The following is a 22,488-nucleotide window of genomic DNA, read 5'->3' as shown; positions in this document are numbered from 1 at the left end:
GGTCTTTACTCCTCGCCCTGCAGGGCGCGCGGATCCAGCGCGTCCTGCAGACCGTCGCCAAGGAAGTTGAACGCGATCACCGTCGCGAAGATCAGCAGGCCCGGGTAGATCGCCAGCGCCGGTGCGTCCCAGATCAGCTCCTGTGCCGAGGTCAGCATGTTGCCCCAGGAGGGCAGCGGCGGCTGGATGCCGAGACCGAGAAAGCTCAGCACCGATTCCAGCAGCACGATGCCGCCGATCGAAAGCGTGGTGGCGACGATGATCGGCGACACCACGTTGGGCAGGATGTGCACCAGCATGATGCGCGGCGCCGAAGCGCCCAGCGCCTCGGCGGCGCGCACGAATTCGCGCGTCTTCATGGAGAGGGTGGCGCCTCGCACCAAGCGGGCGACGGTGGTCCAGCCGAACAGGGCGACCAGGAAGACGATGCGGTAGAGGCTGGCGCTTTCCGATGTGATCAGTGCCTGGGGCAGGCCGACCTTGTTGAGGTCGATGGCGGCGAGGATGATCAGCAGCGGCAGGATCGGCATCGCGATCACGCCGTCGGTAAAGCGCATCAGCAAGCCGTCCAGCCGTCCGCCGTAGTAGCCGGCCAAGAGCCCCAGCAGCGTGCCGATGATGGCAGCGCAGAGTGCCGCCGCAAGGCCCACCGCCAGCGAGACCTGGCCGCCATAGAGCAGGCGGACCAGGACGTCGCGGCCCAGATCGTCGGTGCCCAACGGGTGGCTGGCCGAGGGCGGCTGCTTGGCGTTGAAGAGGTCGACCAGGTTGCCGTCGACGTCCAGGGCCGCTTCCACCAGGGGCGCCGCAGCAGAAGCCAGCGCGAGCAGAACCAGGAACACCAGGCTGCCGAAGGCGAGGCGGTGGCGGACGAAACGGCGCCAGAAGATCTGCCGCACGCTTTGCGCGGCGCCGTGGGCGTGGGCAGCTTCGGCGGCGAGCAGCCCGTCTGGTGCGGGCTGCGTCATTGGTAGCTTATCCGGGGGTCGAGCCAGCTGTAGGCGAGGTCGGCCAGCAGGTTCGCCAGCAGCGTGGTCAGCGTTGCCAGCAGCAGGCCGGCCAAGGCGACGTTGTAGTCGTTGCCGATCACGGCGTCGTAGATCGTCTTGCCCATGCCGAGGTAGGCGAAGATCTGCTCGGTGATGAGGGCGCCGGAGAAGAGGTTGCCCATCTGCAGCGCCAGGATGGTGACCACCGGGAGCATGGCGTTGCGCAGCACGTGGCCGACGATGACCTGGCGGCCGGAGAGGCCCTTGGCCAGGGCCGTGCGCACGTAGTCCTGGCGCAGCGTTTCGATGGCGGCGGCGCGCATGAAGCGGATGATGCCGCCCACGGTGGCGATGGTCAGCGCCAGCACCGGCAGCACCAAGTGGCGCTGGTCGGCCCAGAAGTCGCGCCCATCGCCCATGCCGCCGGCGGGCAGCCAGCCGAGCGTCACAGCGAAGAGGATGATCAGGAGGATGGCGAGCCAGAACGGCGGCACCGAAATACCGGCGAAGGCGATCAGGTTGATCGCGTGATCGACCGGGCTCTGCGGTCGCGTCGCTGCATAGATCCCGGCAGGGAGCGCGATCGCCAAGGCAAGAATGAAACTGATGCCCATCAGCACCACGGTGTTGCCGAGGCGCGGCAGCAGGATGTCGAGGGTCGGCTGGTTGTAGAGTCGCGAGTAGCCGAAATCGCCAGTCAGCGCGTCGCCCAGCCAGGCGAGGTAGCGTGAGAGCAGCGGCTGGTCGAGGCCGTAGATCGCACGCAGCCGCTCGGCATCGGCGGTGGTCATCTCCGGATTTGAGAAGATCATGATGTCGATGGGGTCGCCCGGCATCAGGCCGATGAGGGCGTAGATCAGCAGCGACATGATGGCGAGCACCAGGAAGGACTCGATGAGCCGCCGGGAGAGGTAGGACAGCATCGTCCGCGTCAGCGCCCTTCGACGGTCCATTCCTCGACCCAGAGGGACGAGGTGGCCATCTGCCCGGTGGGCCGCACGCCCTTGAGCCACTTCGGCAGGATGTAGGGGTTGGCGCGCCAGTACAGCCCGATCACCGGCACTTCCTCCGCATAGATCTGCTGCAGGCGGTCCCACAGGGCCTTGCGCTTCGGACGATCGAGCTCGAGGCCGATCGCCTCGATCAGCGCATCCATCTCGGCATTCTGGAAGCCGGTGTAGTTCTGCCCGGACCAGCCGTTCTCCGCGGCGGGAATCTGGTCGGACTTCAGCGTGGTCAGCGGGACATGCTCCGGGCCCTTGCCCCAGCCGAACATGGCGAGCCCGGTGAAGCGGCGTTCGTGCAGCGTCTGGCCGAAGAACACGCGCGGCGGCTCGTTACGCACCTTGATGTCGATGCCGACCTGCTTCCACTGGCTTTGCAGCACCTGCTGCACCAGCTCGCGGATCCGGCTGCCGGCGGTGGTCATGAACTCCAGCTGCAGGGGTTCGCCCGCGGCGTTGTGGCGGATCCCGTTGCGCAGCTGGTTCCAGCCCGCCGCGTCCAGCAGGGCCGCCGCCTGCGCCGGGTCGTAAGGGTACTTCTTGACGTCCTCGTTGTAGACCCAGTCCAGCGGCGAGACGTCGGAGTGGGCGACCGGCTGCTTGCCGTCGAAGAGCCGCTGGTTGATCGCCTCGCGGTCGATCGCGTAGACCAGCGCCTGGCGCACGCGCTTGTCTTGCAGGATCGGGTTGTCGAGCATCAGGTCAATATGTTCGTACAGCAGGCTCGGCTTGTAGACGACGTCGTAGCGGTCGCCGTAGCGCTTCTCGAAGGCGAGCGCCTGGTCCAGGGTGAGGCCGAGCTCGCCGGCGATCATGTCGACGTTGTTGGACAGCAGGTTGGCTTCCAGCGCCGTGGTCGTCTCCACGGTCAAGAGGGTGATGCGGTCGAAAGCCGGCTGCTTGCCCCACCAGGTCGGATTGCGCTCCAGCACCAGGCGCGAGCCGGGCACTACCTCGGTGAGACGATAGGGCCCGTAGAACAGGCCGGGGTTGGTCGGATCGGTATCGTAGGTGGTGCGGTTGCGGTAGTCGTCCGGCGCGGCGTCGAAGATCGGCTCCTCGATGTGCGCCGGCAGCAGGCGGAAATCGTTGATCGCGGCGTACTCGAAGGAGACGCGGTCGCTGTAGAGCACGAAGGTCTTGTCGTCGACGACGTCGATCCGATAGGTGCGCTTGTAGGCCTCCAGGTTGCCGACGCCGGCCGTCGGGTGGCGCCCCGCCTTCCAGGTGAACATGACGTCCCTGGTGCTGACCGGCGTCCCGTCGCCCCAGGTGGCGCCCGGCTGGATGGAATAGGTGAGGGCGATGCCGCGGCCGTCGCCGGCACCCTCGACGCCTTCCGGCAGCGGCACGACCTCGGCGCTGCCGGCCTCCAGCGACGGCAGCTCGGTGCACAGCATGCAGATCAGCTCCCACTGCTGGTCGTAGACCGTGAGGGGGCGCCGCGTCATGGAATTCACGTAGGACTTGGCGATCGAGGGGTCCATGCTGGGGTGCAGCGTGGTCGGGTATTGCGACAGGCCGATGCGCAGCTCCTCGGCGCCCAGGGCGCTGACGGCGGGGGAGATCCCGGCACAAACGGCCAGGACGGTCGCCAGGATGAGTTTTCGCATGGCCGCTCCCCAAGGTATCCGCCGGTCAATCCAGGTATCCTACCCGACCGGGCGCGCCACGCGAAGGGGCCGGTTGGAAATCATCAGGTATTCCTTATATTCAGGCGATACATTCAGGAAGGACAGATGCAACCGAACCTCATGGCCGGAACATGAACGGACGCGGCATTACGCTCTTCGAACTGCTCGGTTTCAAGGTCCGGGTCGACGTTTCCTGGCTCTTGCTCGCGGTGCTGGTCACCTGGTCGCTGGCCGCCGGTGCTTTTCCGCTATGGTACGAGGGGCTCTCGCAGGCCACCTACTGGTGGATGGGCCTGACCGGTATGCTGGGTCTGGTCTTCTCGCTGCTTTTCCACGAGCTCTCGCACTCCGTGGTCGCGCGGCATTACGGCTTGCCGATCAAGGGCATCACCCTCTTCATCTTCGGCGGCGTCGCCGAGATGACCGAGGAGCCGAGGAGCGCCAAGGTTGAGTTCTGGATGGCAATCGCCGGCCCCTTGGCGAGCTTCTTCCTTGCCGCCGCCTTCTTTCTGCTCGGCGTGCTCGCCGAAGCGGCGGGCCTGCCGGTGCCGCTGACCGGTGTCCTGAAATACCTCGCCTTCATCAACCTGCTGCTCGGCGGTTTCAACCTGATCCCCGCCTTTCCGATGGACGGCGGCCGCGTGCTGCGCGCAGCGCTGTGGTACTGGCGGGGCGATCTGAAGCAGGCGACCCGCGTGGCGTCCAACGCCGGCAAGCTGTTCGGCATGGGGCTGATGGCGCTGGGCGTGCTCAGTGTGATCTCCGGCAACTTTATCGGCGGGATGTGGTGGTTCCTCATCGGTCTCTTCGTGCGCGGTGCCGCGGCCAACGCCTATCAGCAGATGCTGAGCCGAGATATCTTCGAGGGCGAGCCGGTGCGCCGTTTCATGACTCACGAGACGGTCGCCGTGCCGCAGGACCTCCCGCTCAGCCGCTTCGTCGAGGACTATGTCTACACGTACCACTACGATCTCTTCCCGGTGGTCACCGACGGGCGCCTCGTCGGCTGCATCGCGACCAGGCAGTTGAAGACCGAACCGCGCGAAAAGTGGCCCTACTTGGCGGTGCGGGATCTGATGGTCGCCTGTACGGAAGACAACACCGTCGATCCCGGCATGGATGCGATCGAAGCCATGGCGCTGATGAACCGCACGGGCAACAGCCGCCTCATCGTCGCCGTCGGCGATCGCCTGGTCGGTATCGTCGCGCTGAAGGACATGCTGGAGCTGTTCAGCCTGAAGATCGACCTTGAGGGGGCCGGGCGTTAGCCTGTCGGGCGGAGAACCGATGGGCCCGAAGCGAGGCGATGACCGAGACCTGTCCCGTCCATCCGCAGTACAGCCGCGCTGAGCGTATCGCCGATGCCGTGGTGCACGGCCTCGGCTTGGTTTTCGGCCTCGCCGCCTGCATCTCGCTCGCGATTCTGGTATGGCCCCATCACGACGCCCTGCTGGGGCTGGCGGTGGGCCTCTACGGCGCCGGCCTCCTGGCCATGCTCACCTGCTCGGCGCTCTACAACCTCGTCGACCATTCCGGTTGGAAGCCGCTGTTCCGCAGGCTCGACCACGCCGCCATCTTCGTGATGATCGCCGGCACCTATACCCCCTTCATGCTGGTCGCCGTCGGCGGCGCCCGGGGGCTTGCCCTGCTCGGCTTTGTGTGGTCGGTCGCGCTCGCCGGCGTGGCGCTGAAGCTGATCTGGCCCTGGCGCTTTGAGCGCCTGTCGGTCGCCGCCTATCTGCTGCTCGGCTGGAGCATCGTCGTTGTGCTGGACCCGCTGCTCGGCGCGCTGTCGGCGGCGGGCCTGGCCCTGCTGCTGGCGGGCGGCCTGCTCTACAGCCTCGGCGTGGTGTTTCACCTGTGGGCCCGGCTGCCCTACCACAACGCGATCTGGCACGCCTTCGTGCTGGTCGCAGCCGTCTGCCACTTCATCGCGATCGTGAGCGAGGTGGTGGTCGCCCGCTGAGGCCTCAGTCCTCGCGCAGCAGGCGCTTGACGATGTAGCCGCCGGACTTCTCGTCGAGTTCCAGCTTCAGCAGCTTGCGCTTCTCGGCCTCTTCCAGCAGTTCGCCGAAGCCGCGGAAGCCGTGATAGCTCTCGTTGAAACCGGGCTTGCGGCGCTTCAGGGTCTGCTTGACCATCGATCCCCAGACTTTCTCCTGCGCACCGCGCTCCTGCATCAGGTCCTCGATCACCTCGGTCACTAGGTCGAAGGCTTCCTGCTTCAGTGCCTCCTCGCTGTTCGGCTTCGGGACGGCGGTCTTCTTGGCGGCGCTGCGCTTGCGCTTGGCCTTCTGCTGCGTGACCGATTCACGGATCAGGTCGTCGTAGTAGATGAACTCATGGCAGTTCGCGGTCAGCAGCTCCGACGTCGAGTTCTTCACGCCGACGCCGATGACGGTCTTGTTGTTCTCGCGCAGCTTGCTGACCAGCGGCGAGAAGTCTGAGTCGCCGCTGATGATGACGAAGCTGTCGATGTGCGGCTTGGTGTAGCAGAGGTCGAGGGCGTCGACGACCAGGCGGATGTCGGCGGAGTTCTTGCCGGACTGGCGCAGGTGCGGAATCTCGATCAGCTCGAAGGCCGCCTCGTGCATCGGCGCCTTGAACTCTTTGTAGCGCGCCCAGTCGCAGTAGGCCTTCTTCACGACGATGTCACCCTTGAGCAGCAGGCGCTCCAGCACGCGGCCGATGTCGAAGGCGGCGTACTTGGCGTCCTTCACGCCCAGGGCCACATTCTCGAAATCGCAGAACACCGCCATGTTCTGTGCGCTGTCGTTCTCGCTCATCGCTGTTTTCGCCCTTTGGCCGCTGGTCCTACGCTGGTGACCGGATCATACGGCGGACGGCGCCTTACAGCCAGCCCCGTTCCTTGTAGTACCGCAGGGCGCCTTCATGCAGCGGCGCGGAAAGGCCGTCGCTGATCATGTGTTCGGGCACCAGGTGGCGGAACGCCGGGTGTGCGCCCCGCAAGCTGTCGAGATTGTCGAACACGGCCTTGGTGATGCGGTAGACGATATCGGCATCGAGTGTCGCCGAGGCGACCACGGTGGCTGTGACGCCGAAAGTGCGCACGTCGCGCGGATTGCCTGCGTAGAGGCCGCCTGGAATCCTCATCGCCGAGTAGAAGGGATACTTGGCGACGAGGATGTCGATCGGGCGGCCGGAGACCTCGATGATGGTGGCGTCGCAGAGCCGTACCGCCTGAGCGACCGAGTCGTTGGGGAAGCCGACGATGTAGATCATCGCCTGCACGCGGTCGTGGCAGAGCGCCAGCGACTGCTGGCTGGCCGGCAGTTCCTCGGCCAGACTGAAGCTGCGGCGATCCCAGCCCATCTGGCGCATGACGATTTCCATGGTGCCGCGCTGGCCGGAGCCGGGATTGCCGATGTTCACGCGCTTGCCGGCGAGGTCCTGCAGCCGGGCGATGCCGGAATCGCGGCGGGCCACCAGGGTGAAGGCCTCGCCGTGCAGGGAGAACAGCGCGCGCAGCGCGCTGTCGGGTGTGTCCTCGGCGAAGCGGTCGCTGCCGTTCACGGCATGGTACTGCCAGTCGGATTGGGCGATGGCGAGTTGCAGTTCGCCGGCGCGCAGGTCGCGCAGGTTGGCGATCGAGCCGGCCGTGGCGGGCGCCTGGCAGGCCGTGCCCGGCAGTTCCGCCGCGGTTTCCACCAGGCGGCAGATGGCGCGCCCGGCCTGGAAGTAGACGCCGGCGCGGCTGCCGGTGCCGATGGTCAGCGTCGAGTCGGCCCCGGAGGCCGGGGTGGTGGCGGCGCCGGTCAGGGCGGCGGCCATGACGAGGAGGTGGATTATCGTGCCGAGTCCCATGCGGGGGGGTCTCCTGGACTGGCGGTCGCGGGGAGGTTGCGGGTCAGCCTGTCGATGACAGCCTAACAAAGCATGAAAGCCGCGCCAACGACCGCGCGGTCAGAATTCGCCAGGGAAGGCCTCAGGCGCCGGCCGGTAGGTGCCCGTCCCAGTCGACGATGTCGGCAAAGAGGGCGTCGAAACGCTCGTCGTCGCGCCGCTCGAACAGCGGATCGCTCACCGGCTCCAGCTGCGACTTGATGCCCCGCCAGTCTTCCGGGGTCAGGCTGTGCTCGGCCGCCGGGAAGAACAGCTTTTCCTCCATCATGATGTGGCGGCGGTAACCGGAAAGAAACGCGCGCGCGGGCTCCAGAAATTCGTGCCGCTCCATGGCGATGTCCTGCTCCACGGCGGTCAGGCTCGCCGCGAACCGCGCGCTCAACTGTCCGAGCTTGGCGTGCTCCTGCTGCAGGTTGCCGACCTCCGCCGCCGCCTGCGGCGCGCGCCGCTTCAGCCTTTCGAAGACGAGGTCCTCGAGGGGATGGTGGTGCAGATCCGGATAGCTGCGGCAGTAGTGGAGGATGCCGTCGACGATCTCGAAGTCCAGCGTGCCGCCCTCCTCGAAAGTGCCGATCTGGCGTTCCAGGGCATCGAGCAGCTTGGTCATGCGGGAATGGTCGCTGCGCAGGGAATCGATGATGCTGGCCATGTCTTCCATTCCGTCTTGGGAATCGCGGGCGGACCGCCGATCACGCTTATGACCGTATTTTTTTTGTCCGCTGCGGGCATTGACCTGGGTCAAGGGCTCGCCGCAGGCGCCGGTGCGGGCCGAAACGCGCGGTTTCGTGGAGAAAATCCCACTGGCTGGGACCGGAGATTTTCGCTTCGCGGGACGGACACCGAATGCTAAGGTTTTGTTGCGTCGCAACAAGGGCTGTCCCGACGGCGCGCCGGCAGGGGGCTGTTTTGCCTCTGCCGAGTAAAATCAAGGCAGCATAAGGGAGTGCCCGACAGGGTACGCCAACTCTGGGGACCGAGTAGCCTTGCTTTATCATGCCTACGAGATGACCCATGCTGCGGTGCAGCCGCTGCGCGCGCAGTCCGACGCGTTGCGCTACCTCTGCCGCAGCGCCTTCAGTCCGGTGGCCTACACCCCCGTGGGCAAGGCCGTCGCGGCGGCCTGCGAGGTGTTCGAGAACGTCACCCGGCGCTACCGCAAGCCGGAATGGGGCATCGACGAGACGAAGATCTTCGGGCTCCCGGTCGCGGTCGAGCCCGAGGTCGTGCACTCCAAGCTGTTCTGCGACCTGCTGCACTTCAAGCGCGACGAGACGGCCGAGACCGGCAAGCGCTATGATCCCAAGGTGCTGATCGTCGCGCCGCTGTCCGGCCACTACGCGACCCTGCTGCGCGGCACCGTCAAGGCGATGATCCCCGAGCATGACGTCTACGTGACCGACTGGCGCGACGCGCGCCTCGTGCCGGCGATCTATGGCGGCTTCGATCTCGACGATTTCATCGACTACGTGATGGAGTTCATCCGCTTCATCGGGCCGAACACTCATGTGATCGCGGTGTGCCAGCCCTCGGTGCCGGTGCTTGCGGCGGTCGCCGCCATGGCCGATCAGGAGGATCCCCTGCAGCCGGCTTCGATGACGCTGATGGGAGGCCCGATCGACACCCGGCGCAATCCGACAGTGGTGAACGAACTGGCGGCCTCGCGTCCGCTGTCATGGTTCGAACAGACGGTGATCCACGCGGTGCCGTTCCCCAATCCCGGCGCCCTGCGCCGCGTCTATCCCGGCTTCGTCCAGCTTTCCGGCTTCATGACCATGAACCTGGAGCGCCACATGGAAGCGCACGCCGGCCTGTTCCGCCATCTGGTCGCGGGTGACTGCGACTCGGTCGAGCAGCACCAGACGTTCTACGACGAGTACCTCTCGGTCATGGACCTCAATGCCGACTTCTATCTGGATACGGTGAAGACGGTGTTCCAGGAACATGCCCTGCCGGAAGGCCGCCTGATGCATCGCGGCAAGCCGGTCGACTGCCGCAAGATCCGCAAGACGGCGCTGATGACCGTCGAAGGGGAGTTGGACGATATCTGCGGCCTGGGCCAGACCGAGGCGGCGCACGATCTCTGCACCGGCATTCCGATCGACGACCATTATCACTACGTCCAGCCCGGGGTCGGCCACTACGGCGTGTTCAACGGCACGCGCTGGCGCACCGAGATCCAGCCCCGGGTGCGCGAGATGATCCGCACCACGCAGTTCAAACGGAACATCCAGGCCAAGCCGGCGCAGGTGATCCGCCGCGTCAGCGCAGCGTGATAGCGGCGAACCCTCGTTTTCTCAGGAATGCGGCAAGCGTTGTCCGGATTTGAACCCGGCGCTCAGGCGCTGCGTTTTTCCGACATGCTGTCCAGCACCCCACCCAGTCCTCGGGCGGCCGGCCGGTAGCGCCACACGCTGGCGGGCGGGAAGTTATCGACTACCCAGGACGTGCGCTGCGCCTGCAGGCCGAGGCGCGTCAGGATGCGCCGCGAGACGGGCGAGGCGGGTCCATAGGTGAACTGCACCAGGACGCCGTCTTCGTTCAGCGCCTCGATGGCTTCGGAGATGATGCGCAGGCAGACGCGATCGGGGATCGACAGCAGCGGCAGACCGGAGATCACCGCCTTGACGGGGCCGATGCCGGCTTCGCGCAGCAGGCGCCGCAGTTCCGCTGCGTCGCCCTGCAGCAGCCGCACGTCGGGAAAGCGCGCCGAGATGACTCGCGCGAAGCTGGGATCACGCTCGACGACGGCAATGTCCTGCGGGGGTATGCCGGATTCCAGCAGCGCGGCGGTTACGTTGCCTGTGCCGCCGCCCAGCTCGACCACCGTGCCCGCGGCCCTCGGGTCGATTTCCGCCGCCATGGCGCTCGCCAGGCTGCGCCCGCTCGGCACCAGGGCGCCGACCGCCTTCGGGTTCTGCAGCCAGCGGCGCAGGAACTTGAGGTTGCGCCGCAGCGGCGCCATGCGCCTGGGTTCTACAGACATAGTGGATCGCCCGTCATTCTCGGCTGACCATTGCAGCAGGGCTGCTGTTTCACGCTGGTATGTGGTCAAGGTCGGCAGCTTCAGCCCGCACCGAGGCGCAGGGCGACTCCGGGACCTTCATCCCGTGAATGGTATATGGCGAGGAAGGGTTGGCGCACAAGTGTCCTTGCTGGGATCCCCTTCCGGCTATGGGCCGGGGATTTCGGGGCATTTCCGGCGGTGGCCCCGAGGCGGCGGGGAAAAAGAAGGCTCCGAAGGGGACGGTTCCTCATCCCCTTCGGAGCTTTGGCAGGAACAGCATGATTCCCCCCGGCGCTGATGACGCGACGGATAGACGATCAGGCCTCGATATCGATCGTCTGGCCCCGGTTCGGCTCCGGATAGGGAAACCGAGGGGGCGGGTCTTTGGGGGCAGCGTCCACCGGCCGCGGCGTTTCCGCCTTGGCAGTGGGGGGGACCTCCTGGGTCCGAACGGCTGCCTCCGAACCGGTATTGGCCAGAGGCGCCGGGGCAGGTTGGATCTGCATTTTGTCCTCCATACAGTCCTGGCTTCTAATCAGCCTGATAAAATAATAGATAGAGATAATTAAGTAAAGCTTGAAATAAAAAGCTGTTTTATTTTTATTTATACTAAAGTCTAATAAAATTTTATCCAGTTTGCAGTGAAATAAACTGCTAAATCCTTCAACTCCCAGTTATTTTCATGAGAGAATATTGCAAAATTCTCGGAATCGCCGTGGAGGGGATCGCCCTCGGCTTCAGTGATGGATAAACTGTTTGCCTACAGGTTGTATTCGGATGGCGGCCGGGGCATCCTCAGAAGCGGGCAGGCTGTGGATTTGACCCAACACCTGCAGCTTCGCCTTCCATTCAAACGCTACATATAGTAGAGATTAACTAAATATTAACTTTCGCTGCCAGGCATCGAGGATTAGTCTTTGATGTCGGACGTGAACGGAGCCAAGGGCGCTACGTCGGGCCGTACAGCGCCAAGTAATACCGGCTCATCGAGAATTCGGGGGGCGAGCAGGTTGAAGGTTTTGGTTGTTGCGTCTCAGAAGGGCGGGTCAGGAAAGACCACCCTGGCGGGGCATCTTGCGGTTCAGGCTGAATTGAGCGGGGACGGGCCGGTCGGTCTCATCGACGTCGACCCGCAGGGCAGCCTCGCGGACTGGTGGAACGAGCGCGCGGCGCCCAATCCCTTTTTCATCCAGACGGCGGTGCCGCGGCTGGCGGACGATATCAGGGAGCTGGCCGCCCATGGGCTGGAACTGCTCATCATCGATACGCCGCCGGCGCTCACCGCGACCATCGCCGATGTCATCCGGGTCGCCGACCTGGTGTTGATCCCGACGCGGCCCAGCCCGCACGACCTGCGCTCGATCGGCTCGACCATGGAACTGGTCGAGCACCTTGGCAAGCCGCTGGTCTTCGTCGTCAACGGCGCCGCGGCGCGCGCGCGCATCACCTCCGAGGCGGTATCGCTGCTGTCCCAGTACGGGCCGCTGGCACCCTCCATCATCCACCAGCGCGTTGACTTTGCGGCGGCCATGATTGATGGCCGCACGGTGATGGAACTGCCGGGCGAGTCGCGCTCGGCCGATGAGATCGGCGAACTTTGGGGCTACCTGCGCGACAGGCTGCAGGGGGGCACGCTGCGGCGGCGGCCCCTGCCGTCGATCCCCGGTGCCGTTGCCGCGATGACGGCGCAGACGAAGGCCGAGGGCAGGGCCTGAGATGACCCAGCAGAAGGCCGCCTCGCTGACGAGTTCCCTCTTCGCGCGCAAGGGCAAGGCCTCGCCGGCCCGCCTGCTGATCTCCGAGATGGAGGGCGCGGAGACCGACACCCTGGATCCTGCCGAAACCGCCGCCGCCACCGCGGCCGCCGCCCAGGCGGCGTCCCTGGCTGCCGCCGGCACGGCAGGGAAGGCCAATGGCGTCAACGGTGCCGCGCGGCGCAAGGCGAAGGCCCTGGAGGCGGACCTGCCGCTGCTCGCCTTTGTCGAGGCGCGGGATGCCGGCGGGGAGGCTGCGGCTGCGGAAGGGGCCGGCCCCAAAGAATCCGCCATGGTCAAGGGTGACGCCGGGGCCGGGTCGGCCGGCGACCTGCCGCCGGCGGCCAGCCTGCTGGAACGCGGCGCCCAGTCCCTGCGGCGCACCAACGGGCGGGCGGTGGATACCCTCCCGATGCGGGCGGTGATCTCCGACATCGAAATCGTGATCGAGCCCGACGCTGTCGCCGATGATGCGCTGGACGACGACGAGGCCAGCGAGGCCAGCGAGGCGGAGACGGTCTCCGGCGATGCCAACGTGGCCGCCATCGAGGACGCGCCCCAGGATGACGAGGCGCCACTCGCCGCGCCGGCCTCCGAGATGGCGATCGAGATCGAGGCGGTGGTCAGCCAGGACGCTGCCGAGGACGCCGTCATGGAAGACGCGGTGCTGGCGGCGCCGGCGGCCGGGGGCGAGGAGTCGGATGCTGCCGACCCAGCCGCTGCTGCCGTCTCCGGGGACACCGCGCCCCAGGCCGCCCTCGCATCATCCTCTGCACCGCCGGCCGCACCGGCGGCGCAGCCTTGGTCTGCTCAACGTTCCGTCGGTGACACGGCGATCCCGGCGACCATGGCCTTGCGCAGGGCGGCGGCGCTCAATCCCACCATGCCGGCGTCGAGTGGCTTCTCCCGGATCGACAGCGTACCCAAGGCGGCCCCGCCGCCGGCCCGCCCGGTGCTGCCGTGGCGCAGCGCGGCGGTGGTCGTGCTGGGCGCCATGCTCGGCCTCGGCGGATACTTGGCGATCTCCGGCGAGCCGGCGCGGCAACCCGCCGCCATTACAGTGACGGGTGCGCCGGCAGGCGATGAGCCGTCCGCGCAGGACCTGTCCACGGCGCAAGCCACGGTTGGCCCGGCCGCGACGCCCGAGGCCCCCGCCGCCCCGGCGGCGGTCGCCGAAACGCCGGCACCGCTGCCGGAACCGTCTTTCGACATCATTCGCATCGAACCCGACGGCCAGTCCATCATCGCCGGCCGCGCGCAGCCGCACAGCGCGTGGATCCTGCTGAACAACGGCAGCCCCATCGCCACGGTGCAGGCCGACGCCAACGGCGAATGGGTGGTGCTGCCCGACGCGTCGCTGGTGCCGGGCGCCAATGCCTTCAGTCTGGTGCCGAAGACCGAGCGCGGCAAGGTCGCGATCCCAGCCCCTGTCCCTTCTTCGTCCTCCGGCACCTCGCCGGACAATGACCCGGGCGCGCAGCAGCGGCCCAGCGAAGCGGCGGTGCCGCAGGGCGCGCCGCTGCCTGCCGAAGCCGGTCCCGATGTCGCGCTGCCGAAGCCCAAGCCTGAAGCGGCGATCCCCGCGGCAACGCCGTCGGTTCCGCCGGCGGCTTTCCGCGTGTCGCCGGACGGTGTCTACGAGGTGCAGGTCGCCTCGGTACGTGAGGTCGCCGATGCCGAACGCGAACGCGGCCGCTTGGCGGCCAGCTTCCCGATGCTCTTGGGCGCGTTGGACCTGCGGGTGCAGGAAGCCTCGGTGGAGGGAGCGGGTGTCTTCTTCCGGGTGCGCAGCGGGGCCATCGCCGATCTCGGCGTCGCGCGCGAACTCTGCCGTCAGTTGGAGGCCGCCGGCCAGGGTTGCCTGGTGGTGCGCCGTGCCGCGGCACCGGAGACGCCGAACGTGGAGGCCGTGGCCAAGCAGGCAACGGAGCCGGCCGCCGATGCCGGTTCTGCCGCACAGCAGCAGGCCGAACGGCCGCGGTAAGCCCCCGGGCGTCTAAGGGGGTGTCAGAGGGAGCGTCAGGCGGGCGCGGCCTCGAACAGGCCGATTGCCTGCAGCAGTTCCTGGACCTCGCGCCGTGCGGCGGCATGACTGGCGATCTCGCCCTGGCCGCCGCCGGTCTCCGGCAGGTCCAGCGCGGTCATGCCCTGCATGAACATCTCGCGGAACACCACCCGCTCGCTGATGCCGGGCGCCAGACGGAAGCCGATGCGCTTGGCCAGCAGCGAAAGCAGCGCCTGAATCTCGCGCATGTTGCGGGCTTCAAGGTGGGCGAGGCGGTTGCGCAGTACGACCCAGTCGATCGGCGGGCGCCCGGCGACGACGCGCTGGTTGTTCTGCTCCCATACCAGCTGGCTGTAGACACTGGGTGCTTCCACCTCGCGGCGCTCGCGGTTGATGTGCGCCAGCACCTCGATGTCGAGGAAGCTGTCGTTCAGCGGCGTGATCAGCGTGTCGGCGCGGTTGTGGCCGATGCGGCAGAGATAGGAATCGCTGCCCGGCGTGTCGATGACGATGAAATGGCAGTCGGCGAGATCGTCGAAGGCGTCCTGCAGGCGCCCGGCTTCGTCGGCCTCAGCGGCGGCGGGATCGCCCGCGCCCGAGCGCACGATGGCGCGGTGCTTCGACAGCTCCAGCGGTCGGCCGCTGCGTTCGGCCTGCGCCGCGCGGTTGCGGAAGAAGGCGGATAAAGTGCCTTGGCGTGCGTCGAGGTCGATGGTGCCGACGCGGAAGCCCAGCTTCATCAGCGCCACGGCGAGATGGATCGCCGTGGTCGACTTGCCGGTCCCCCCTTTCTCACTGCCGACGACAATGACGTAGGGCACCGATTCTTCGGGCCGATGGCTGTCGAGCTGCATGCTGAAGACCACCCCTCCACTGTCAGCGGGCTACGGCTGGCGCGGCGGCTGCCACGCGCGAAGGACGCCGCCCGCCCCTGCCTTAGAACCGTGCCTTAGAACAGCACGGTCCAGTTCTCGGCATCCCTTGCCGAGCCGCCGGCTGCGGAAACCATACGCAGATGTTCGGGGTCTGCCGGAGCATCCTCCGTGTCGTCGTCCTCTTCCAAGGACGCGGGCGTCAAGCTGGCCGCCGCTGGCCGCCGTTCCATCGCACGCTTGTCAGCGTCGGCGAGAATGCCTTTCAGCGCGGCCAGTCGGCGCACCAGGATCTCCGTACGGGCCCAGGCAACGTGCTCATTCCCGTCGGTCGACTTGTGCACCGCCGCCCACTGCTCCCGCCGCTCGGACTTCATCACGAAGGCGATGTTCTCGCCCGCGACGCTGCAGTCGAGCGACTGGGTGTAGGGAGCGACCTTGCCCTCCCAGATCTCGGAGATGACGTTCCAGGAAAAGCCTTCGTCGACCAGCAGTTCCATCATGACCTGATCGAACTCGCCCCGCGCCAGTTCAAGGGCATAGCTGATCATGCAGTCCAGTTCCTGGCTGCCGTGCGGCGCGGTTTCCAAGGCCGACATCACACGCCTGATGATGCCGTCTTTTCGTTTGTATTCGCCCATCGACCCCCGTCCCTGAGCAGCACACAGATACTACTGATTTTGGCGGCGAAGAGAAGCTTCGCGGGGAGGGGCTGGACAAAAAATAGAAGCAAGTATGGTTAATATCGCGCAGGCAACACGACGACTGGGAGCTTGCAGCAACCGTCCTCGTGCGACAGGGGCGGCGACTGCCCCATTTGCGCTTTCCGCGCGCTCTCGCTATGGAAATTTCGGGCCGCGGGTCTCAGCTCGGATCATGGCCGGGCCGGAATCGTCAGCGGCGATTCCATGCTGCACCGGGACCGTGTGACTCTGCTGCGTCGTCTTGAAGTCGGGCGGATCGTGATCCGCCCTAGGCGCCTTCGGCTTCCTTGCCGGCCGTCTCTTTGCCACCCGTCTCTGTGCCGCCGTGCGCGGCCGACCAGCTTTCCGGATCCTGCAGGAAGCTGCGCACCTCCTCGACCTGGGCGCCGGAGAGGTAGCCGATGCTTTCGGCGGCGGCCAGGGCGTCCCACCAGGTGGCAAGAGCGTGCAGCTTCACGCCCTTCTCGGCCAGTGCCGCAACGCCCTCCGGAAAGATGCCGTAGTGGAAGATGACGAAGGTATGCGCGATCTCGGCACCGGCCTTGCGGATCGCGTCGACGAAGTTCAGCTTCGATCCGCCGTCGGTGGCGAGATCCTCGACCAGAAGCACCCGGCTGCCTTCCGGGAGGAACCCCTCGATCTGCGCGTCCCGTCCGAAGCCTTTCGGCTTCTTGCGGACGTAAAGCATCGGCAGGCCCAGGCGCTCGGCGATCCAGGCCGCGAAGGGAATGCCCGCCGTCTCGCCGCCGGCGATGCAGTCGATGGACTCATAGCCCGCCTCGCGCGTGATCATGTCGCAGGCGAAGTCCATCAGCTGGGCGCGGGCGCGCGGGAAGGAGATGATCTTGCGGCAGTCGACATAGACCGGGCTGGCCCGCCCTGAGGTGAAGATGAAGGGCTCGTCAGGGCGGAACAGCACCGCCTCGATCTCCAGCAGGATGCGGGCGGTGATTTCGGCGATCTCGCGCGACGAAGCGCTGGCGGTCGGCATCATGGCGGAACCCCTCTGTCGTGACTGGCCCTGTTTATAGCCAATGGCCGGCCGTGACAATCGGCGGCCGCGCCGTCAGTCGCCTTCGGGGGCACCGGCTGCGGCCGGCCGCAATTCCAGGGCGGTGCGGGCCAGCAGGTAGCCGAGCAAGGCGATGATCGCCGAGGCGCTCATCACGCCGACCATGGGGAACACCGTGTCGTCCTGCAGGTGGCCGACAACGACGGTGGCGAAGGAGCCGACGGCCATCTGCAGAAAGCCGGTGAGACCGGAGGCCGTGCCCGCCAGGTCGGGCCGCAGAGAGATGGCGCTGGCGGTGGCACTGGGCAGGCTCAAGCCATTGCCGATGCCCACCAGCATGACCGGGCCGAAGATCGCCAGCGGCACGATCTCGATGGTCAGGGCGAGCACGGTCAGCAGCGCGACGCCCAGCAGCGCGGCGAGGCAGCCGGCGAGGATCATGCGGTCCGGCCCGACGCGGGTGGCGAGGCGCCCGGAGGCGAAGTTGCCGGCCATGTAGCTGAGCGCGTTCAGCATGAAGTACTCGCCGTACTCGCTGGGCGGGCGATCGAGAATCTCGACCATGATGTAGGGCGCGCCGGCGAGGAAGGCGAAGAACGCACCGGTGGAGAAGGACACGTTGAGCGCGTAGCCGGTGAAGGCAGTGTCGCGCAGCAGGATGCCGAAGCCCTGCAGCATCGCCAGCGGGCCGTCGCCGGCGTGGCGGTGGTGATGGGTCTCGTGGAGCAGCAGCCAGGCGAAGACCAGCACCACCGCGCCGACCGCCAGGACGGTGAAGAAGGACGCGCGCCAGCCGAACCACACATCCAGGTGGCCGCCCAGATAGGGAGCGATCATCGGCGCCACCACCATCACCATGGTGATGTAGCCGATCATGCTGGCGGATTCCTCGCGGCTGTGGGTGTCGCGCACGATGGCGCGGCCCAGCACCAGTCCGGCGCAGCCGCCGACCGCCTGCACCACGCGGCCGACGATCAGCAGCAGGACGGAATCGGCCAGCGCGGCCATTAGGCTGCCGGCCAGGAACACCACCACGCCGCCCAGCAGCACCGGCCGGCGGCCGAAGCGGTCGGACAGCGGGCCCATGAACAGCTGTGACACGGCGATCCCGGCGAGATAGAGCGTCAGGGTCAGCTGGATCGTGCCGTAGTCGGTGGCGAAGACCTGGACCATGCCGGGCATGGAGGGGATGAAGATGTTCAGCGCCATCGGCCCCAGCGCGGTCACCGCAATGAGGATCGCCAGCGACGGGCGCGGTGCGGAGCCACTCGGCGGCACGGGACCGCCCGGGCCGGCGGCGGAACCGGCACTGTTTGTCGTTTGCGCGGGGGCGCTCATGAACCGTCCGGAATGTCGAAGCCGGGGGCGTGGCTAAAGGGTAAAGCCGGCCCCGAAGAAAACGTTGCAACGCACTGAGGAGGGGATCCCGAGCGGGTCGCGACGCAGTGCATGGATGCCAATATGGTCGCAGCAGCGGCGCCTGTCCACCGTACAGGAGCGACATTAAGTCCTTGCAGGCGTTGGGGGCTTTCGCAAAGCGCCGGTGCGGCCTAGGCTGGCGCGCAGTCGGCGGAAGGCCGGGATTCAGAAACTGAGAGGCGGTATGGCGGACGCGATGAACCTGCGGCAGGCAGGCGATTGTATCGAGGTCGAAGGGGCAGGGCCTGCGGGAAGCAAGGGGCTGCTGACCCGCGTGGTGGCCGACGACGCGCTTGAGGCCGAGGCGGCGGCGATGGTGGAACGCATCGCCGCCGGCGCGCCGCTCACCGCACGCTGGCACAAGCGCCTGGCGAAGCAGGCGCTGCGTCCGGAAATCTCGACCGCAGAAGACTGGCGAGAGCCGCTCCTGCCCTGCGAAACCGCCGACTACCGCGAAGGCATCCGCGCCTTCCTGGCCAAGGAAAAGCCGACCTTCGGGGGGAAGTAAGGATGAAGCAGGAGCACTTCGACGCGGCTCTCGCATACTGTGTCCGCAAGCACGATATCGATCGCGTCGTTAACGGACACCGGTTGTTCTCGCGGATTGGCCGCAACAGTGCCCTGCGGCTCCTTAAGTGGCTGGCTCTTCAGAAGTTTCTGAGAGAGTACCCGGTCGATCTGCGGAAGAACCCGGACCACATTTGCGACTTGCTCAACAGCGCCTTGAAGAACCGGGATGCGAAAGAGGCCGAACTTGCAAACCTCTTGGGATGGGAGTTCGGATTTCCGCGGGGTTGCCTCGCCCCGTTGAATGCCTTGCTGACCGAGGATTGGCACGAGAATCATGAAGACTTTGCGGTGGCCCTCATGGAGCTGCGCGATCCCAGCAGCATTGACCCTCTCTATCAGGTCGCGCTGATGGATCTGGACTATCTGGCCTACGATGAGGCGTGTGCTCTTGCGGCCAAGTGCTGCTGGGCCCTTGGCGCTATCAACACCGACGCGGCCATCGGGAAACTCCGGGCACTCGCAGAATCGGAAAACCCCGCGAAGGCTGCAGCAGCCAAGAGGCAGCTGCGGCATCAGCAAAGACCAGCCGATCAGGCACGCTGATTTCGCTTATGCAGCAAAAAAGGGGGCGGCGCTTGGGCCGCTCAGCCGCCGCGCCGCCCCAGAGAATTTCCCTTGGGGGTATGCCCGGGCGGTTCTCTCCTACCTGGCCGCCCGGCGGAACCTATCTTAGCTGATCCTTGAAGAAGGTCACGGTGCGGTTCCACGCCACCTCGGCGGCTTTCTCGTCGTAGCGTGCCGCGTTGGTGTCGTTGTTGAAGGCGTGGTTGGCATTGTCGTAGGTGAACATCTCGTAGCTGACGCCGCTGGCGTCCAGCGCCGACTTGAAGTCGGGGATGCCGGCGTTGATGCGCTCGTCGAGCCCGGCATAGTGCAGCATCATCGGCGCCTTGATCTTCGCCACCTGGTCGGTCGAGGGCTGGCGGCCGTAGTAGGCGACCGTGGCGGCGACCTGCGGCGAATTCACCGCCACCTGGTTGGCCATGGCGCCGCCCCAGCAGAAGCCGACGGCCCCAACCTTGCCCGTGGTGGCCGGATGCCCGGCGAGGTAGTCCACCGCGGCGACGGCATTCTCGATGGTCTGCGCGCTGTCGAGCTGGCCGATCATCTCGCGTGCCTTGTCCTCGTCGGCGGGCGTGCCGCCGGCCGGCGACAGGAAGTCGACTCCCAGCGCGACGAAGCCCTCCAGCGCCATGCGGCGGGTGACGTCCTCGATGTGCGGGTTGAGGCCGCGGTTCTCGTGGATCACCAGCACGGCAGGCAGTTTGCCCATCTCGCCGGCCGGTCGCGCCAGGTAGCCGGTCAGTTCGCCGTGCGCGCCGGGAAAAGTGATGGTCTCAGTGGCGACCCGGCTGTCGTCGGGCGCCACCATCGCTGCCTCGGCATAGTTGTTCTCCAGGATGGGCAGCAGGGCGCAGGCCGCGGCGGTGCCGCCGGCAACCCGCGTCAGGTGGTCGAAGAAGCGGCGCCGATCGAGGGTCAGATGGGTGTACTCGTCGTAGAGATCGATCATCTCCTGGGTGATCTGCGGCGACGCCGTTTCGCCAGGAGACTTCTTGCCAGTGTGGTGTCGGGGGGACGCGGACATCTTGCTCGGCACTCCTATGGTGGGCGGCCTTATGGTGGACGGCCCTATGGTGGACGGCAGGGTGGACCGGAAAAGGCGAAGGGGGCGGCGGGTCCCCAGGGGCAAGAGGGGATGAATCGCAAAAACCCTGTCCGGAGATCGAGGGCGCAATTCGTTGCGGGGCGCCCGTTTTCCCTGACTTGTCCTCCCGAGGATCGGCGAAGCCATTGGGAATCGCCCCCTTCTTGCGCCAACTCTAGCGTCGGTCCCCGTCGGCGGATAGCGTCCGGCGGTGGAAATTTCTCGAAACCGCAAGCCGCGGGGCGACTGCACGGGCGCTCACGAAAAAGTCAGTCTCGACGGCGGCTTATCTTCGGGTAACATTTTCATGCTGCATGAAATGTCATGCTCCTGCGCTCTTTGGGAGTGCCCGAAATGATCCTGCGCGGCGCCGCCGGTAGCCTTCCCTGGCCCCTATGGGGCCTTGCGGTGACGCTGGTCGCCGCCATTCTGCTGGGCGGCCACCAGCGCGAGGCCCTGGCCGACTTCCCGCTGGTCGCCGGCTACGCCTACTGGATCGGCCGCCTGCTCATGGCCTATCTGCTGTTCGCCGGCGCTCTCGCCTTGCTGGAGCTGAGTCCGCTGACGCCGCAGGTGAAATGGCCCTGGCTGGTCCCGGCCGCCGCCCTCTTGACCCTGCCGCTGTTTACCCTCTGCGTGACCATGTTGGATCTGCTGCTCGGTCTGCCGGAGCTCAACGCTCCCGAGCAAAGCCTTTGGGGCGCCGGTGCGGCCGGCTTCGGGCTGGACGCCAGCGGCGCAACCTATTCGGCCGGCGCCATGGCGGCGCTCTTTGCCCTCGAATCGCTCTACCACCTCGACAATCACCTGGCGCTCTGCGCCCTCATTGTCGCCCCCCGCCTGATCCTGCAGGGCAGCGGATCGGCGAAGGCCGTGGTCGAAGAATCGCCCGCCGCCGCGCCGCGCCCGCAGCTGTTGCGCCCGGCACCGCCGGCGCCCCCCGCTTTCCTCGCGCGCTTCGATCCGCCGGTGACCGGCCCGCTCTTTGCGGTGCAGGCGCAGGAGCACTACGTGCGGGCGATCACCGCCGAGGGGGCGCCCACCACGCTCTACCGCTTCGGCGACGCGCTGCGCGAGCTGGACGGGCTCTCCGGGCTGCAGGTGCACCGCTCCTTCTGGGTTGCCGATGCCGGCGTCGCCGCGCTGAAGTCCGGCAAGCGCGGTCTCAGGATCGTGCTGCGCAACGGCGAGCAGGTGCCGGTCAGCGCACGCCATGCCGACGACGTGCAGCGGCGCTATGGCGCGCGTCTCGATACTGTCGCCTGATGGGGGCGCGATGGTAGGCGGTGCCGATTACGAGGGCGAGCTGGCCGCGGCCCGCCTGCGCATGCAGCTGGAACAGCAGGCGGCCTCGCCGGTGGAGCTTCGGCGCCTGCGCCTGGCCGAGGGACGCGAGCAGCTGACTGGACGTGTGCTCGTGCTGGCGCTGGCGGCCGTCGTCTACGGCCTGGTCGTGCTGTTCGGCTGAGATGAGGATGCCGCGCAGGCGTCGAACGCCGCACGCGTGATGCTGTAGCGCCGTGCCGGTTCGCCGTGGTAGTCGACCATGCCGGTGAAGACGAGGCCGATCTTTTCGGCGACGCGCCGGGACGCATGGTTGTCGGGATGGATGTCGGCGACGACCGAGGCCATGTCGCCCTCGGCGAAGCCCAGCGCCAGGATCGGCGCAGCGGCCTCGGTGGCGTAGCCCTTGCCCCAGGCGGCGCGATTCAGGCGCCAGCCGATCTCTACCTCGGCGCCGGCGACGTCGCAGGGATACAGCATCACCCAGCCGAGAAAGCGCGTCGGATCTTCCCTGGCGAAAATCGACCAGTACCCCAGTCCGGGCGCACAAGGTTCCTGGATGCGCCGGCGCAGGAAATCCCGGTGCTCCGCCGCGTTGGACCACGGTGGGCCGACGTAGCGGATGACTTCCGGATCGCCGTCCATGGCGAGGCAGGCAGCGAAGTCGCCCATGTCGCGCGGGCGCAGGATGAGGCGCGCCGTCTCCAGGGTTTCCATCGCTGCGG

The 22,488-nt window shown here is 66.8% G+C and carries 22 protein-coding genes; 9 read left to right on the top strand and 13 right to left on the bottom strand.

The features are described 5' to 3' along the window. Positions 1 to 5: 5 nt before the first annotated feature. From WDC82_RS16235 to WDC82_RS16225, 3 genes are read right to left on the bottom strand one after another with little or no spacing between them, the layout of a single operon-like run. Positions 6 to 968 (bottom strand): ABC transporter permease, encoded by a 963-nt coding sequence (locus WDC82_RS16235; RefSeq protein WP_340118405.1) that lies wholly within the window; start codon positions 966 to 968, stop codon positions 6 to 8. After that, the gene (locus tag WDC82_RS16230; RefSeq protein ID WP_340118404.1) at positions 965 to 1,942 is read right to left on the bottom strand and encodes an ABC transporter permease; all 978 of its coding nucleotides are present in this window, start codon (positions 1,940 to 1,942) and stop codon (positions 965 to 967) included. The genes WDC82_RS16235 and WDC82_RS16230 overlap by 4 nt, the downstream gene beginning before the upstream one ends. After that, positions 1,921 to 3,606 (bottom strand): peptide ABC transporter substrate-binding protein, encoded by a 1,686-nt coding sequence (locus tag WDC82_RS16225; protein ID WP_340118403.1) that lies wholly within the window; start codon positions 3,604 to 3,606, stop codon positions 1,921 to 1,923. Before WDC82_RS16225 ends, WDC82_RS16230 begins: the two co-directional genes overlap by 22 nt. A 152-nt stretch (positions 3,607 to 3,758) precedes the next feature. Here WDC82_RS16225 and WDC82_RS16220 point away from each other — a divergent pair, with 152 nt between their 5' ends. Both WDC82_RS16220 and WDC82_RS16215 read left to right on the top strand, forming a co-directional pair. Beyond that, positions 3,759 to 4,895 (top strand): site-2 protease family protein, encoded by a 1,137-nt coding sequence (locus WDC82_RS16220; RefSeq protein ID WP_340118402.1) that lies wholly within the window; start codon positions 3,759 to 3,761, stop codon positions 4,893 to 4,895. Between the two features lie 38 nt (positions 4,896 to 4,933). Continuing rightward, positions 4,934 to 5,593 carry a hemolysin III family protein gene (locus WDC82_RS16215; protein WP_340118401.1) on the top strand — a complete coding sequence of 220 codons (660 nt, stop codon included), beginning with the start codon at positions 4,934 to 4,936 and terminating at the stop codon, positions 5,591 to 5,593. A gap of 4 nt (positions 5,594 to 5,597) precedes the next feature. On the opposite strand, the gene WDC82_RS16210 is transcribed toward WDC82_RS16215, so the two are convergent. The 3 genes from WDC82_RS16210 to WDC82_RS16200 all read right to left on the bottom strand — a co-directional run bounded on the left by WDC82_RS16210 (position 5,598) and on the right by WDC82_RS16200 (position 8,140). Beyond that, a complete protein-coding gene (locus WDC82_RS16210) occupies positions 5,598 to 6,413 on the bottom strand; it encodes an NYN domain-containing protein (RefSeq protein WP_340118400.1) in 816 nt (271 codons plus the stop codon). A gap of 64 nt (positions 6,414 to 6,477) precedes the next feature. Further along, a complete protein-coding gene (locus tag WDC82_RS16205; protein ID WP_340118399.1) occupies positions 6,478 to 7,452 on the bottom strand; it encodes a TAXI family TRAP transporter solute-binding subunit in 975 nt (324 codons plus the stop codon). A gap of 121 nt (positions 7,453 to 7,573) precedes the next feature. Further along, a complete protein-coding gene (locus tag WDC82_RS16200; RefSeq protein WP_340118398.1) occupies positions 7,574 to 8,140 on the bottom strand; it encodes a hemerythrin domain-containing protein in 567 nt (188 codons plus the stop codon). 334 nt (positions 8,141 to 8,474) lie between these two features. Between WDC82_RS16200 and WDC82_RS16195 the strand changes: the two genes are divergently transcribed. Beyond that, positions 8,475 to 9,764 carry a polyhydroxyalkanoate depolymerase gene (locus WDC82_RS16195; RefSeq protein WP_340118397.1) on the top strand — a complete coding sequence of 430 codons (1,290 nt, stop codon included), beginning with the start codon at positions 8,475 to 8,477 and terminating at the stop codon, positions 9,762 to 9,764. Positions 9,765 to 9,826: 62 nt separating this feature from the next. On the opposite strand, the gene WDC82_RS16190 is transcribed toward WDC82_RS16195, so the two are convergent. Continuing rightward, complete coding sequence (locus tag WDC82_RS16190; protein WP_340118396.1) at positions 9,827 to 10,474, bottom strand: ribose ABC transporter permease; 648 nt, start codon at positions 10,472 to 10,474, stop codon at positions 9,827 to 9,829. A 1,031-nt stretch (positions 10,475 to 11,505) separates the two neighbouring features. Here WDC82_RS16190 and WDC82_RS16185 point away from each other — a divergent pair. Further along, positions 11,506 to 12,210: an AAA family ATPase gene (locus WDC82_RS16185; protein ID WP_340118395.1), complete on the top strand. Its 705-nt coding sequence runs from the start codon at positions 11,506 to 11,508 to the stop codon at positions 12,208 to 12,210. Position 12,211: 1 nt separating this feature from the next. After that, positions 12,212 to 14,233, top strand: coding sequence for an SPOR domain-containing protein (locus tag WDC82_RS16180; protein ID WP_340118394.1), 2,022 nt, complete (start codon positions 12,212 to 12,214; stop codon positions 14,231 to 14,233). A gap of 35 nt (positions 14,234 to 14,268) precedes the next feature. On the opposite strand, the gene WDC82_RS16175 is transcribed toward WDC82_RS16180, so the two are convergent. The 4 genes from WDC82_RS16175 to WDC82_RS16160 form a co-directional block, all read right to left on the bottom strand. Then, positions 14,269 to 15,108, bottom strand: coding sequence for a division plane positioning ATPase MipZ (locus WDC82_RS16175; protein ID WP_340118393.1), 840 nt, complete (start codon positions 15,106 to 15,108; stop codon positions 14,269 to 14,271). Between the two features lie 95 nt (positions 15,109 to 15,203). Next, complete coding sequence (locus WDC82_RS16170) at positions 15,204 to 15,767, bottom strand: hypothetical protein (RefSeq protein ID WP_340118392.1); 564 nt, start codon at positions 15,765 to 15,767, stop codon at positions 15,204 to 15,206. A gap of 331 nt (positions 15,768 to 16,098) precedes the next feature. Continuing rightward, positions 16,099 to 16,821 (bottom strand): orotate phosphoribosyltransferase, encoded by a 723-nt coding sequence (locus tag WDC82_RS16165; protein WP_340118512.1) that lies wholly within the window; start codon positions 16,819 to 16,821, stop codon positions 16,099 to 16,101. A gap of 75 nt (positions 16,822 to 16,896) precedes the next feature. Next, positions 16,897 to 18,180, bottom strand: a complete 1,284-nt coding sequence (locus WDC82_RS16160) for a multidrug effflux MFS transporter (RefSeq protein ID WP_340118391.1) — start codon at positions 18,178 to 18,180, stop codon at positions 16,897 to 16,899. 265 nt (positions 18,181 to 18,445) lie between these two features. On the opposite strand from WDC82_RS16160, the gene WDC82_RS16155 reads away from it, so the two are divergent. After that, the gene (locus tag WDC82_RS16155; protein WP_340118390.1) at positions 18,446 to 18,769 is read left to right on the top strand and encodes an enoyl-CoA hydratase-related protein; all 324 of its coding nucleotides are present in this window, start codon (positions 18,446 to 18,448) and stop codon (positions 18,767 to 18,769) included. A gap of 2 nt (positions 18,770 to 18,771) precedes the next feature. Continuing rightward, complete coding sequence (locus WDC82_RS16150; protein WP_340118389.1) at positions 18,772 to 19,374, top strand: hypothetical protein; 603 nt, start codon at positions 18,772 to 18,774, stop codon at positions 19,372 to 19,374. A 121-nt stretch (positions 19,375 to 19,495) separates the two neighbouring features. On the opposite strand, the gene WDC82_RS16145 is transcribed toward WDC82_RS16150, so the two are convergent. Beyond that, positions 19,496 to 20,419: a dienelactone hydrolase family protein gene (locus tag WDC82_RS16145; RefSeq protein ID WP_340118388.1), complete on the bottom strand. Its 924-nt coding sequence runs from the start codon at positions 20,417 to 20,419 to the stop codon at positions 19,496 to 19,498. A gap of 414 nt (positions 20,420 to 20,833) precedes the next feature. Here WDC82_RS16145 and WDC82_RS16140 point away from each other — a divergent pair, with 414 nt between their 5' ends. Together WDC82_RS16140 and WDC82_RS16135 are read left to right on the top strand one after the other, a co-directional pair. Further along, complete coding sequence (locus tag WDC82_RS16140) at positions 20,834 to 21,745, top strand: LytTR family DNA-binding domain-containing protein (RefSeq protein ID WP_340118387.1); 912 nt, start codon at positions 20,834 to 20,836, stop codon at positions 21,743 to 21,745. Positions 21,746 to 21,755: 10 nt separating this feature from the next. Further along, positions 21,756 to 21,947 (top strand): hypothetical protein, encoded by a 192-nt coding sequence (locus tag WDC82_RS16135; RefSeq protein ID WP_340118386.1) that lies wholly within the window; start codon positions 21,756 to 21,758, stop codon positions 21,945 to 21,947. Here the strand turns inward: WDC82_RS16135 and WDC82_RS16130 are convergent. Beyond that, on the bottom strand, positions 21,920 to 22,480 hold the full coding sequence (locus WDC82_RS16130; RefSeq protein ID WP_340118385.1) for a GNAT family N-acetyltransferase: 561 nt from the start codon (positions 22,478 to 22,480) through the stop codon (positions 21,920 to 21,922). The genes WDC82_RS16135 and WDC82_RS16130 overlap by 28 nt on opposite strands. Positions 22,481 to 22,488: the final 8 nt, after the last annotated feature.

The sequence above is a fragment of the Pelagibius sp. 7325 genome (genome assembly GCF_037652055.1).
Lineage (GTDB): Bacteria > Pseudomonadota > Alphaproteobacteria > Kiloniellales > Kiloniellaceae > Pelagibius.
Note: the sequence above shows the minus strand (reverse complement) of the source record. Positions and strands in the feature narration are given on the sequence as shown.

Excerpts from the sequence above, each read along its gene's own strand:
- WDC82_RS16235 (WP_340118405.1), bottom strand. The coding sequence starts at position 968 with ATGACGCAGCCCGCACCAGACGGGCTGCTCGCCGCCGAAGCTGCCCAC.
- WDC82_RS16230 (WP_340118404.1), bottom strand. The coding sequence starts at position 1,942 with ATGGACCGTCGAAGGGCGCTGACGCGGACGATGCTGTCCTACCTCTCC.
- WDC82_RS16225 (WP_340118403.1), bottom strand. The coding sequence starts at position 3,606 with ATGCGAAAACTCATCCTGGCGACCGTCCTGGCCGTTTGTGCCGGGATC.
- WDC82_RS16220 (WP_340118402.1), top strand. The coding sequence starts at position 3,759 with ATGAACGGACGCGGCATTACGCTCTTCGAACTGCTCGGTTTCAAGGTC.
- WDC82_RS16215 (WP_340118401.1), top strand. The coding sequence starts at position 4,934 with ATGACCGAGACCTGTCCCGTCCATCCGCAGTACAGCCGCGCTGAGCGT.
- WDC82_RS16210 (WP_340118400.1), bottom strand. The coding sequence starts at position 6,413 with ATGAGCGAGAACGACAGCGCACAGAACATGGCGGTGTTCTGCGATTTC.
- WDC82_RS16205 (WP_340118399.1), bottom strand. The coding sequence starts at position 7,452 with ATGGGACTCGGCACGATAATCCACCTCCTCGTCATGGCCGCCGCCCTG.
- WDC82_RS16200 (WP_340118398.1), bottom strand. The coding sequence starts at position 8,140 with ATGGCCAGCATCATCGATTCCCTGCGCAGCGACCATTCCCGCATGACC.
- WDC82_RS16190 (WP_340118396.1), bottom strand. The coding sequence starts at position 10,474 with ATGTCTGTAGAACCCAGGCGCATGGCGCCGCTGCGGCGCAACCTCAAG.
- WDC82_RS16180 (WP_340118394.1), top strand. The coding sequence starts at position 12,212 with ATGACCCAGCAGAAGGCCGCCTCGCTGACGAGTTCCCTCTTCGCGCGC.
- WDC82_RS16175 (WP_340118393.1), bottom strand. The coding sequence starts at position 15,108 with ATGCAGCTCGACAGCCATCGGCCCGAAGAATCGGTGCCCTACGTCATT.
- WDC82_RS16170 (WP_340118392.1), bottom strand. The coding sequence starts at position 15,767 with ATGGGCGAATACAAACGAAAAGACGGCATCATCAGGCGTGTGATGTCG.
- WDC82_RS16165 (WP_340118512.1), bottom strand. The coding sequence starts at position 16,821 with ATGCCGACCGCCAGCGCTTCGTCGCGCGAGATCGCCGAAATCACCGCC.
- WDC82_RS16160 (WP_340118391.1), bottom strand. The coding sequence starts at position 18,180 with ATGAGCGCCCCCGCGCAAACGACAAACAGTGCCGGTTCCGCCGCCGGC.
- WDC82_RS16155 (WP_340118390.1), top strand. The coding sequence starts at position 18,446 with ATGGCGGACGCGATGAACCTGCGGCAGGCAGGCGATTGTATCGAGGTC.
- WDC82_RS16150 (WP_340118389.1), top strand. The coding sequence starts at position 18,772 with ATGAAGCAGGAGCACTTCGACGCGGCTCTCGCATACTGTGTCCGCAAG.
- WDC82_RS16145 (WP_340118388.1), bottom strand. The coding sequence starts at position 20,419 with ATGTCCGCGTCCCCCCGACACCACACTGGCAAGAAGTCTCCTGGCGAA.
- WDC82_RS16140 (WP_340118387.1), top strand. The coding sequence starts at position 20,834 with ATGATCCTGCGCGGCGCCGCCGGTAGCCTTCCCTGGCCCCTATGGGGC.
- WDC82_RS16135 (WP_340118386.1), top strand. The coding sequence starts at position 21,756 with ATGGTAGGCGGTGCCGATTACGAGGGCGAGCTGGCCGCGGCCCGCCTG.
- WDC82_RS16130 (WP_340118385.1), bottom strand. The coding sequence starts at position 22,480 with ATGGAAACCCTGGAGACGGCGCGCCTCATCCTGCGCCCGCGCGACATG.